This window comes from Aerococcus sp. 150760013-2, assembly GCF_053627715.1.
The window spans coordinates 76612-89123 of sequence record NZ_JBSEYI010000003.1; the positions used below are offsets into that span (position 1 = coordinate 76612).

The 12512-nt window shown below is 35.1% G+C and carries 8 protein-coding genes and 3 pseudogenes; 5 read left to right on the top strand and 6 right to left on the bottom strand.

Features of this window, described 5'->3' with window-relative positions; all coding sequences use genetic code 11:
• Positions 1-177: 177 nt before the first annotated feature.
• A complete protein-coding gene (locus ACUW85_RS02350; protein ID WP_182023202.1) occupies positions 178-2445 on the bottom strand; it encodes a glycogen/starch/alpha-glucan phosphorylase in 2268 nt (755 codons plus the stop codon).
• Positions 2446-2508: 63 nt separating this feature from the next.
• Positions 2509-4083: a 4-alpha-glucanotransferase gene (gene malQ / locus ACUW85_RS02355; protein ID WP_182023201.1), complete on the bottom strand. Its 1575-nt coding sequence runs from the start codon at positions 4081-4083 to the stop codon at positions 2509-2511.
• 159 nt (positions 4084-4242) lie between these two features.
• Between malQ and ACUW85_RS02360 the strand changes: the two genes are divergently transcribed.
• Positions 4243-5238 (top strand): LacI family DNA-binding transcriptional regulator, encoded by a 996-nt coding sequence (locus ACUW85_RS02360; RefSeq protein ID WP_182023200.1) that lies wholly within the window; start codon positions 4243-4245, stop codon positions 5236-5238.
• Positions 5239-5538: 300 nt separating this feature from the next.
• On the opposite strand, the pseudogene ACUW85_RS02365 reads toward ACUW85_RS02360, so the two are convergent.
• A pseudogene (locus ACUW85_RS02365) lies at positions 5539-5898 on the bottom strand (DDE-type integrase/transposase/recombinase); the annotation flags it as partial.
• Between the two features lie 155 nt (positions 5899-6053).
• Here ACUW85_RS02365 and ACUW85_RS02370 point away from each other — a divergent pair.
• The 3 genes and pseudogenes from ACUW85_RS02370 (at position 6054) to ACUW85_RS02380 (ending at position 9013) form a co-directional block, all read left to right on the top strand.
• Positions 6054-7253, top strand: a complete 1200-nt coding sequence (locus tag ACUW85_RS02370; protein ID WP_182023199.1) for a DUF262 domain-containing protein — start codon at positions 6054-6056, stop codon at positions 7251-7253.
• On the top strand, positions 7246-8154 hold the full coding sequence (locus ACUW85_RS02375; protein ID WP_182023198.1) for a hypothetical protein: 909 nt from the start codon (positions 7246-7248) through the stop codon (positions 8152-8154). The genes ACUW85_RS02370 and ACUW85_RS02375 overlap by 8 nt, the downstream gene beginning before the upstream one ends.
• Positions 8155-8351: 197 nt before the next feature.
• Positions 8352-9013 (top strand): annotated as a pseudogene (locus tag ACUW85_RS02380) (IS6 family transposase).
• Between the two features lie 183 nt (positions 9014-9196).
• Here ACUW85_RS02380 and ACUW85_RS02385 read toward each other — a convergent pair.
• From ACUW85_RS02385 to hxlA, 3 genes are all read right to left on the bottom strand, one after another.
• Positions 9197-10537, bottom strand: coding sequence for an IS3 family transposase (locus ACUW85_RS02385; RefSeq protein ID WP_182023197.1), 1341 nt, complete (start codon positions 10535-10537; stop codon positions 9197-9199).
• Between the two features lie 334 nt (positions 10538-10871).
• Positions 10872-11429 carry a 6-phospho-3-hexuloisomerase gene (gene hxlB / locus ACUW85_RS02390; RefSeq protein WP_182023196.1) on the bottom strand — a complete coding sequence of 186 codons (558 nt, stop codon included), beginning with the start codon at positions 11427-11429 and terminating at the stop codon, positions 10872-10874.
• 8 nt (positions 11430-11437) lie between these two features.
• The gene (gene hxlA / locus ACUW85_RS02395; RefSeq protein ID WP_182023195.1) at positions 11438-12073 is read right to left on the bottom strand and encodes a 3-hexulose-6-phosphate synthase; all 636 of its coding nucleotides are present in this window, start codon (positions 12071-12073) and stop codon (positions 11438-11440) included.
• 118 nt (positions 12074-12191) lie between these two features.
• On the opposite strand from hxlA, the pseudogene ACUW85_RS02400 reads away from it, so the two are divergent.
• Positions 12192-12455: pseudogene (locus ACUW85_RS02400) on the top strand (DDE-type integrase/transposase/recombinase); the annotation flags it as partial.
• Positions 12456-12512: the final 57 nt, after the last annotated feature.

Sequence of the window (12512 nt, forward strand, 5' to 3'; positions counted from 1 at the left end):
TTTTTTCACTTATATACCCTCCAGTCCTACTTGTGGCAAAATAGGTTTTACCCTAAAATGAAAGCCTTTTTATCATTATCCACTTCCCACCCAGAGATACAAGAAAAACCGAGCATGGATATTTCCTACTCGGCTTCTTTTGATTATGCAAATGTGTTCAGTATTTGACAGACAGAATTATTGGTCTAAATGCCAAATATCTTTATTGTATTCTGCAATCGTACGGTCAGCTGAGAAGTAACCAGCGTTCGCGATATTGATTAATGAACGACGGGTCCAGTCGCGACGATCTTCATAGTCGTAGTAAACTTTTTCTTTCACATCAATAAATTCTTCTAAATCAATTAAAGCCATGAAGTAGTCCTTGTTGGTTATGTCGTTATATAGACGGTTCAGACGTTCAGGAATACCGTAAGCCATCAATTCATCTGAGATAATGAAATCAACGATTGGTTGAATACGTTCTTGTTTGTAGTAGTCTTGTGGGTCGTAACCATCTGTTGCGTATAGGTTTACGATTTCCTCACTTGATTTACCAAATGGATAAACGTTCTCTTCACCTACTTGTTCAGCGATTTCAACGTTGGCACCATCCCAAGTCATGATAGTTAATGCCCCATTTAACATGAATTTCATGTTACCAGTACCAGATGCTTCTTTGGAAGCTAATGAGATTTGCTCAGAGATATTGGCTGCTGGAATTAAGTATTCCGCTTCAGACACGTTGTAGTTGTCTACGAATACTACTTTCAAGTGTGGTGCCACGTCTAAGTCATTTTCAATTAATTCTGATAACGACAAGATTAAATGAATAATATCTTTAGCAATTGTGTATGCTGGTGCTGCTTTACCACCGAAAATAATGGTAATTGGCGTTCCAGGAATGTTCCCTGCTTTAATTTCATGATATTTGTAGATGATGTATAGGGCCAACATTTGTTGGCGCTTGTACTCATGAATACGTTTAATTTGAACATCTACAATTGAATGACGGTCAATATTAATGTCACGTGTACGTTGCAAGTGGTCTGCCAAGGCATTTTTATTTTCTCTCTTAATGCGACGTAATTCATCTAATGCCTTATCATCATTTTCGAATGCTAATAAGTCTGTTAAGTCAGCATCTTCACGCCATTTTGTCCCAATGTGTTCATCAATAAAGTTTGTTAACGACGGGTTAGATGCCATTAACCAACGACGGAAAGTAATCCCGTTTGTTTTATTTGAGAATTTTTCAGGATAAATCTCATAAAAATGGTTTAACTCGTTATTTTTCAATATTTCTGTATGTAAAGCGGCAACCCCGTTGATTGAGAATCCAAAGTGAATCGCAATCGATGCCATATGAACTGTACCCCATTTGTCAATAATTTGCACCGCTGGTTTATCCGGAAATTCATCTTTAATGATTTCGTCTAGCTTCGTAATGATTTTAGCAATCTCTGGTATAACTTCATGAATATCAGATAATGGCCATTTTTCTAAGGCCTCTGAAAGAATCGTATGGTTTGTGAAAGCTACTACGTTACGAGTGATTTCCACAGCTTCTTCAAAATCAATACCATGTTCTGTTGTTAATAAGCGAACAAACTCTGGAATAATAAATGTCGGATGCGTATCGTTAATTTGTACAACAACATATTCTGCTAAGTCATGGATGTTAGACCCACGCTCGATCGCTTCTTGAATGGCTAATTGAGCACCATTTGAGACCATGAAATATTGTTGATAGATACGTAATAAGTTCCCATTACGGTCAGAGTCATCTGGATATAAGAATAAGGTCAAGTTCTCTTCGATTTGAGTCTTGTCAAAATTAATAGAACTTTCTTCGATAATTTCTGGATTTACTGTGTCTAAATCAAATAAGCGTAATTTATTGACGTTTGGTTGGTTGTAACCAGGTACATCGATTTCATATAAAGTAGATTGTAAGGTAAATTTACCAAACGGCACCTTGTAAGAAATGTCCGATTTGTTTAGCCACGTTGGATGGTCTAACCACTCATCGGGTTTATAAGATTGTTTATTATCCTCAAAGTATTGGCGGAATAGCCCGAAGTGGTAGTTTAATCCTACCCCGTCACCGTTCAACCCTAAAGTGGCGATTGAGTCTAGGAAGCAAGCTGCTAGACGGCCCAAACCACCATTTCCTAGTGACGGCTCTGCTTCAGCTTCTTCAACTTCAGCAAGAGAAGTCCCATTTTCCGCTAATTCAGCGGCTACATCATCGTATAAACCTAAGTTTAATAAGTTATTTGATAGTAATTTACCAATTAAAAATTCGGCAGAGATATAATAAAGTTTACGTTTACCTTCATTTTGTGGCATTGCGGCTGTTTTTTCTTGAACAAGGTCTAATAAAATTTTGTAGATTTCCGCGTGTGACAACTCGCTTAGCGGTTGATTAAATTGCGCTTGAGCACGTTCGTTTAAATTTAACATGATTGTCTCCTTATCTTTAACTGTGTATCAGTAAGTTCAAAATTTTCCAATTATTACATTCAACTAATCATTGTCTTCAGGTAAAAAGGCCGCCTCCGCTGCTATGCTATTTATACCATTATTTTTATCATCTTGGCTAATGAAAGCTTGATTTACTCTAAAGTATGTTTCAGTGACTGAAAGCAAGCGTTCTTCAAGGTCGACCGTAAAGTCTTCTTGACGGACTCGCCAGTCCCAGTTGCCGCCAATTGTAGACGGGATATTAATCCGGCCTTCAGGTCCCAACCGTAACAAGTCGTTCATCATATAGATAGCTAATCTTGACGGCGATGCAGCGATTCCTCGAACAAAGGCGTCTGAAGGATGTTCGCCCACGCGTCGATTAAGATATTGGTCAGCCTGGTCTCTTTCCGCTTGTGTTGCCTGGTTCATATACCAATCATATGCTTGCATAGAATCATGTGTTGATGCATAGGCAACTGAGTTGACAGGGTAGTGGTGTGGTAAGTCTTCTGAATCTTGACCGTAAAATCCATTTTGCAAAACTTTCATACCAGGATACTCTGTATGATCGCGCATATCATGCACAGCTTGCGTCATAAACCCTAAGTCTTCCGCAATCACTTTGATATCGCCTAATTCTTGCTTGAATTGGTCGAAAATCTTATTGCCCGGCCCCTTTTGCCATGAACCTGAAGCAGCTGTTGGCGAACCAAACGGTACTGCCCAGTAGCTTTCAAAGCCACGGAAGTGGTCAATTCGCACCACATCGTACAACTTGAAGCTTTCTTTCATCCGCAAAATCCACCAAGCATAATCAGTTTCTGCCATATAATCCCAGTCATATATAGGATTACCCCAATACTGGCCAGTAATTGAATAGAAATCAGGTGGTACACCAGCAACCAAGGAAGGGTTCCTCTTCTCATCTGTTAGGAACAATTCTGGTTGGGTCCACATCTCAACAGAATCGCGGGCCACATAAATTGGAATGTCTCCAATGATTTCGATGTGGTTATCATTGGCATATTCTTTTAAAGCTTTATACTGTTGATTAAACCAAAATTGAGTGACTAGATGATAATCATACCGATCTGCATGCGCTTCACAAAATCGATTAATGACAGCTTCATCATAGTTACGTAGATTTGCTGGCCAATCGTACCAAGGTTTTTGCCCATTTTCTTCTTTAACAGTCATATATTGGGCAAAAGGTATCAACCAAAAGCTATTTTCCTCATAAAATTGAATAAATTCCGGATTACTGTAAGCATTTGTTGACACAAAGTTAGCTACAGCCTTTTCAAGTATAGGTCTTCTGTTTTTAAAAAGAATATTATAAGCTACCTTCTTCGGGTTATTACCAAAATTAACCCCTTGATAATCCGTTTTATCTAGGTAACCCTGTTTCGCTAACAGATCAAAATCAATAAAATGGGTGTTCCCAGCAAATGCTGAGAATGATTGGTAAGGCGAGTCTCCAAATGACGTTGTGGTCAATGGAAGGATTTGCCAATATTGTTGTTTGGTTGCGACAAGAAAGTCAACAAATTCATAAGCTGATGCACCAAATGAGCCGATACCAAATTGACTTGGTAGGGAAGATATGTGTAAAACGACACCGCTTGCTCTCTCCATGATGAAACCTCCTATTTTCACTATTTCTTCGTTAAGTCACTTACATTTTACATAAAGCGCTTCCACAATGCAACCGATTTCGTAAACTTTTTAAATAAATTTGAAAGCGGTCCCAATTTTCAGTATAATAAATGCAACAAGCAGAGAGGATAACACTTTATGGCAATTACAATTCGAGATGTTGCTAAAAGAGCGGGTGTAGCGCCTTCCACCGTTTCACGGGTGATCGCTGACAACCCTTCAATAAGCGATAAAACCAAAAATAAAGTGCGTACTGTGATGAAGGAAATGAATTATTTTCCAAACATTTATGCGCAAGGGCTTGCAAGTGCACACTCTAAAACATTCGGCCTTGTCCTACCCCTAGCCAGTGACGCCTTTTACCAAAACCCCTTCTTCCCGACCGTCTTACGTGGGATTAATTTTGAGATGGCCAAACATGATTACTCTATTCTGCTTTCCGTTGGTTTAGATGATGATCAACGGCAAAAGCACATTGAAAAAATCGTGAATGGCAAGCAAGTTGAGGGCCTGATTTTTCTATATGCTTCAAAAAAAGACCCCCTATTGCGCTTCGCTCAAGAGGTCAACTGTCCAGCCGTTGTCATCGGGTCGCCCGACAACACTAAAGTTCATTTCGTGGATAATGACAATGAACTGATTGGTTACCAAGCTACTAAGTCTCTGATTCAACAAGGGTGTGACCGGATTGCCTATATTGGTGGGGATATGAACCAGTTCTTTATCGCCGACCGTCACAAGGGCTACAAACGGGCTTTGGAAAGTGCGGGTATTATTTATGACCCTAGCTTGATTTATAACGATATCAACTTCTTACCAAGTGATGGTTATGAATTAGCTCAGCATAAAATTGATTTTAGCCAAATTGACGGATTAGTTATTTCCGATGAGTTGGTTGCTGAAGGGATTCGGAATTATCTGGATACCCAGGACATTCAAGATGTCCATCTGATTACTTTTTCAGCCTACCGCCAAGGCAATACCCAGTCGATGAATAAGACTTCTTATGTCAACCTGAATTCCCATATTATCGGTTCAAGGGCCGTGGATATTTTATTTGAAGCCTTAGATCCAGACCAAGCTAGCACACGATTCATTCATGAATATGTCGACGCTGACTCACATACAACTTAATCAAACAACGTTAAAGACTGTGATTACTTGCAGTCTTTTTATTATGGTTAGTGACTTAATACTTCGTATTTTTTGAACTTCCAAAATTATTAGATTTTAAGAATGTATTGCTAAGTTTCCTAATTATGGATGTCTTTAATAAAGCTATAACGCAAAAAAAGCCATGAAAACGAATCATGACTTCTTTCGAATTACCCTTATTTAAAACACTAATCTTTGAGTCTTTTTTCAAATGATAAGTTTAGAGGTTCTGTTGCAAAGTTTAAAAACAAATCATACTACTAAGTGTTTTACAATAAATCATGCTGGGATACCCATTAAAACTTTAATTTCAGTACAGACTGAAAAACCGAAGAGATTTCTTTCTTTTCGGCTTTCTTTATATATTCCTCGAATGGTTTCCATGCCCTTAATCGTGGTAGAGGCCGTACGGAGGCTTTGGTAAAATTTACTGCGATGTTTAATTGGACGATAATCTTGTTGAATGAGATTATTGAGATATTTAACCGTTCGATGTTCTGTTTTTAGATAGAATCCGTTTTTCTGTAGCTTTTTAAACGCACTACCTATAGATGGGGCTTTATCTGTAACGAGAACCTTTGGCTCTCCGAATTGCTTCTTTAATCGTTTTAAAAACGCATATGCTGCTTGTGTATTTCGACATTATGTCTACTAACTAATTAAATAACTAAAATATCTGAATTGTATTTTTATTTAAAGTATAAAAATTATGCATTTCTATTTAACTATCTTTAATACTCAATGTATTTGGTATAGAATAAAAGAAATAATAAAAAATCATTCAGGAGGTAGTAATGAGCAATATATCCGTTTCGTTTAAGAAAGATAAATCATATAATTTTATTCCACATTATTCTAGCGATGAAATAGATTATAAATATAAAGCGGGAGAAAAAAGACTTGTTACAGAACAAGGACGTTATCCGCTTGATAGCTTAGATACAATACTAAATAAAAGTATTCAACTTAATCCAGAATATCAGAGAAGTTTTGTTTGGGATAATTTACAAAAATCAAGATTAATAGAATCGTTTATTATGAATATTCCCATTCCACCAGTATTTTTATACGAAGTTGAATTTGCAAAATATGAAGTTATGGATGGTCGTCAAAGATTGACAACTATTAGAGATTTTTATTCAGATGCATTTGTTTTAGAGGGATTAGAAATTTGGAAAGAATTAAATGGTATGACATATAGTCAATTACCTGAAAATATTAAGTTAGGAATTGATCGTAGATATATTTCTACTATTGTAATTTTAAATGAAACTGCTCAAACTGAGGAAGAAGCGTTTGAATTAAAACAATATGTTTTCGAAAGATTAAATACAGGAGGAACTAAACTATCTGATCAGGAAATTAGAAATGCTATCATGAGAGGTCCAATGAATGATTTTTGTAAAAAAACCGCTTTAGAATCTGAAAAATTCCATTCTATTTGGAATATAAAAAAATTAGATGACTATTATTTAAAAGAAAATGAAAATGATAAATACATTCGTATGGAAGATGTTGAATTGATTTTAAGATTTTTTGCGTATCGACAACTTGATGAAAATCCTAGAACTACAGTTAAAGAAATCTTAGATTTATATTTGAAAGAGGCTAATGAACAAATTAATAAATCTGAACAATTTGATGAGATGAGATTATTATTTGAAAAAACTTTAGAACTGCAATTGAATATTTTTGGTGATAAATTATTTAAACTATATACGTATAAAAAGAATGTTGGTGAATTTACTTGGAACAATAAAATCACCAAATTACTGTATGATCCTATGAATATAATATTTAGTAGATATATTCAAGACAATAAGAATGTGTTGATTAAAGCTGATATAAACTTTGAGAAAGAACTTGAAAATTTATTTAGAGAAAATCAAGATACTTTTAACGGAAGGAATAATTCTAAATTAAATGTTCTTGATAGGGTAAAATTATTTGAAGATTTTTTCAAACTTACACTTCAGGTAACAACCAATGAATGATTTTAAAAAATTAAATGCAATAGTACAAGATTTTTATAGTTACTATAGTTTACTAAGGGAATATATAGATTTTAATTTTTCCAATTCTCAAAGTTGTAATTACAGCAAATATAGAAATATAATATATCCCTCTTTAATAAATTCTATGTATGTTGGTTTCGAACATCATGTAAAACAACTATATATATTAGTTTATCAGCATTTAAAGAGCACAAATACTTTTACTTTTAATCCAAAACATTTTAGTTTGAAAGATCTCCCTGCCTATACTGCAGAAGACTTTACTATACAAGATGATAAACTATTACTTAATATGACCGAATCTGTCGTTTCATATACAAAACAAAATATGGATAAAGAAACGATTAATTCGTTGTTCAAAAGGATAGGAATAGAAGATATATTTTCTAAAGTTTCTACATTGGATACTCAAAAATATAATTATATAGAATTTATTTCTGAGGATAATATAGAAAGTAGATTAAAATTTTTTATCAGACATAGAAATACTTGTGCTCACGGGTTAATTGAAGAATACATGGGAAAAGAAATATTAATTGAATGGATAATATTCCTTATCGATTGCTATAACAAAATTTTAAATTCAGTTACTTCAAAAATATTTTCTAATTCCACATGGAATTCATATTTTTTTATCAAAAAAATATATAAAAAAAATATTATCTGTTTTGATAATGATCATAATTTAGATATTACTACAAATTCTATTTTATGTTGTAAGAAAAATAGTAATTTTATGTTTTATCGAGTAAATAGTATTTCACATTTAAATTCAATGATAACTTCAACTAAAAATTATAAAGAGATAGGATTAGATATTAGTTCTTATTATGATAACGATCTTCCTAGAGAAAAAAATCAAATTTTTATCATAAATTAGTTTAGAAATATCAAAATTTTTAGGCTTATTATGTCAGAAAAACACATAGAGGGAAACAAGCGCATCAATTGACGCGCTTGTTTTTTTTGAGTACATACTATAACTCTAAATATAATAAATTAGGTTCTGTTGCAAAGTTTTCTGATAAACCCATTTTAGGATAAACTAGAGTAAAAAGATAGCTTGGAGGGAAGAAGCTGGATCACTTTAAAGGCAAACAATTTCAGAAAGATGTAATTATTGTCGCTGTAGGTTACTATCTTCGATATAATCTCAGTTATAGAGAAGTCCAAGAAATTCTTTATGACCGTGGGATCGATGTTTGTCATACAACCATTTACCGTTGGGTACAGGAATACGGTAAAGTCCTGTATCAAATTTGGAAAAGAAAAATAGACAGTCTTTTTATTCATGGAAAATGGACGAAACCTATATCAAAATCGAAGGAAAGTGGCACTATTTATACCGAGCGATTGATGCAGATGAGCTAACTTTAGATATTTGGTTACGAAAAAAACGAGATACACAAGCAGCTTATCCCTTTTTAAAAAGATTAAAGAAGCAATTCAGAGAACCAAAGGTTCTCGTTACGGATAAAGCCCCGTCTATAGGTAGTGCGTTTAAAAAGTTACAGAAAAACGGATTCTATCTGAAACAGAACATCGAACGGTTAAATATCTCAATAATCTCATTGAGCAAGATCATCGTCCGATTAAACGTCGCAGCAAATTTTATCGAAGTCTCCGTACTGCTTCTACCACGATTAAGGGCATGGAAACAATTCGAGGAATAGATAAGAAAAGCCGAAAAGAAGGAACTCTTCGGCTTTTCAGTCTGTACAGAAATTAAAGTTTTATGAGTATACCAGCATAGTCAAAATAGTACATTAGGCCTTTTATACTCTTTTTTTTAATTTTGCAACAGAACCAACAGTAGTAAAAAAACTATCTAAATACTTTAAAATCTGATTCAGTCAAGAATAAAAAAATTCAATTAGTTATACTGAAACCCTACCGTTAAACTGAACAAATAAAAAAGAGAGTTACGCTACCCACAAAAGATGATCCCGATAAGCTGTCGGGGTCATCTTTTTTAATTTTTTCTGATAGCGACGATTGTTGTAAAATTCAATATAATCTTCAACTGCATACCAAAGATCTTGTAGTGTTTCTGTTCTTTCAGATAATACAACGTCCTTCATATGACCAAAGAATGATTCCATAGGTGCATTGTCCCAACAGTTACCGCGCCTTGACATAGACTGAATTAGCCCCATATTCTCAACTTTTTCCTGGAAAACAGGGTAGGTATAATGAACCCCTTGATCTGAGTGGATATACCTTTCCATTACTGGCATATCCTTAATCACATTATTTAATTTATCTAGCGTTTCATAAACTAAATTCATTTTTAAGCTAGTTGAGAAGTGATGTGCAACAATCTCGCCGGTAGCACCATCCTTAACCGCTGAAAGATAGGCCCATTGTCCACTTCCATAAGGAAGATAAGTGATATCTGTGAGAAATACTTTGTACGGGATACCTTGATCAAACTGACGATTGACAAGGTTTTTCTTGGTAGCATTTTCTTGGGTTGCCTTCATCATTTTACGGTATGGTTTCGCTGCTCGTATTGATGATATGATGTTATTCTTGCGCAAAATTCTTCTGATTTTTTTATGATTCATTACTACATCGTGTTCAGTTTCTAACGCCATTTTTATTTCATCAATCCCACACTTCTTCTTATCCAGAAAAATTCTATATAACAATTGGAAATCTTCCCAATCATTTCGATCACGCTCAGCACGTTTATCGCTACTATTTAGCCAGTAATAGTAGCCACTTTTACTTACCCCTGCAAGGTCGCATAAATGATTCACCATTCCAGCAAGTTGATTCTCACGAATAATTTGGTTAATTAATCTAAAGCGTCCTTGTTTACTTAAGTCGTTTCTTTTGTCGTTTTTCACGCTCCTCTCGTGCTGTTCTAATTTTTTTACTAGTTCAAGATTCCCCTCTAGATAGGCTATACGGGCATTTGCTTTGTCTAGCGCCTCTTGTAACGATAATTGTTCTCTTGGTCCATAGGGACCATTATTTTTTGAACCACGAGTCTCTTGTAACAATACATCTTCTCCGTGATCTTTATATAATCTTTTCCAACGTGATAGTGATTGATCGGATTTTCCTTTTCCGATTAAATGAGAAGGAAGTCCAGCAAGTTCAAATATCTGAGTGGATTTCATGCCTTGTTTGCTTTGTTTAATGGCCTTTATTTTGAATTCTGATGAATAGGTAATACTTTTCTCTGTCACACTTTTCACATTAGGATTGTTTCTTAAAGCTTGAATCTCAGCTTGGCTATATATCTTTTTACTCATCCTGTCCACTCCCTTCCGTATAACTCAAATAGAGTATACCGAAAATTTTGCATAAAAATAACCCGAAAACTTACAACACTCTTTTTTTGAGTGTTCAGTTTTCGGGTTGAGATTCATACTTTGGTATCATTTTCTTTTATGAGTTTATAAAGATAAAGATAAATTTGGATGTAGTATGTAACTTGAGACAACTTTTTTTATTTACCTACTTTTAGTAATAACTGTTTTTCTAATTAGAATTTCGTTTGTCAAATTAAGTTAGATAAATCCTGTCCGTTTGCTTTTATTCTAGTTATTTACTCTATTTGAGAGCAGTATGTGCTGCGTGTTCCGTTTATTCTAAATTAGCATGTTTTCCGTACATTTTATCGCTGTCCAGTTCTTTTTTCTCCATGTAACTTAAAATGATGGCATCATAAAACAGCAACATGGTTTGTTCGAATAAAGATCCCATCGGCTGAACAGTTTGAATGGTTCCTTCACTGTTATCTTTTGTCACACCAGGGAGTTCGACAATGATGTCAGCCAATTCTCCGATAGTCGAAGCGGGTGAAATGGTAACAGCAGCTACTTTTCCACCAATGTCCTTTGCTTTTTGAGCGACTGGAACCAATGTCTTCGTTTCCCCTGATCCTGTTCCAATAATCAGCAAATCATTTTCTTCAAACGTACCGGTGACGGTTTCCCCTACAACATAGGCTTCAATCCCCATATGCATTAAGCGCATGACGAAACTTTTTCCTATCAAACCGGAACGTCCAGCGCCAGCCACAAATATTTTTCCAGCATCCATGATTTCATCGACCAGCTTTTCAGCTTCCTCATCTGAAATTCTAGATGGTGTTTTCTTTAACTCTTCAATGATTGTTGCTAGATGCTCTGTTGTATTCATACTACCACTTAACCTTGTTTGATAATTTCAGATATCTTGCGTGCAGCTTCTTTAGGGTTATCCGCGCTTGCAATTCCACCACCAACGATGATCAAGTCCGGTTTTTGTTCTACAGCATCTTTTAGCGTCTCTAATTTAATGCCGCCTGCAATAGCCGTTTTTGATTTTTTGACTACCTTTTTGACTTTCTTCAAGTCTTCAAATGGGCTCTTCCCTTGCGCCTGTAAATCATACCCTGTGTGTACACAAATATAATCTGCTCCCATTTCATCCAGTTCTTTTGCACGTGTTTCAACATCTCGTACTGCGATCATATCCACAAGAATTTCTTTTCCGTGTTTTTTCGCTTCCTCGACAGCCCCTTTAATCGAAGCGTCTTCCGAAACACCCAGAACTGTAATAATGTCTGCTTTATAATCAACTGCTTGGCCAACTTCAAAATCAGTAGCGTCAATTAATTTTTCATCCGCCAACACTTGTAAATCAGGGAAGGCTTCTTTGACTTCTTTAACTGCTTGAAGCCCTTCTCTGTTGAGGACAGGGGTACCAAGTTCCACTACATCGATATACTCTTTAACCTCTTCCACTAATTCAATGGCTTCTGGTATATCTTTAACAAGGTCAATTGCTAGCTGTAATTTCATTTCAATACATCCTTTCTGGAAAAAAATATTTTTTTTATTATTCATATTAGTGTAAAGCGTACATTTTTATAAATCAAACTTTTCGGCTTGGCGTGTAGTTCTCTAGAGAGGCCTTTGCATAAATAGCGAGATGAGAAAAAAAAACGGATTCTATCTAAAAACAGAACATCGAACGGTTAAATATCTCAATAATCTCATTGAACAAGATCATCGTCCAATTAAACGTCGCAGTAAATTTTACCAAGGCCTCCGTACGGCCTCTACCACGATTAAGGGCATGAAAACCATTCGAGGAATATATAAAGAAAGCCGAAAAGAAAGAAATCTCTTCGGCTTTTCAGTCTGTACTGAAATTAAAGTTTTAATGGGTATCCCAGCATAATTTATTGTAAAACAATTAGTAGTATGATTTGTTTTTAAACTTTGCAACAGAACCGCC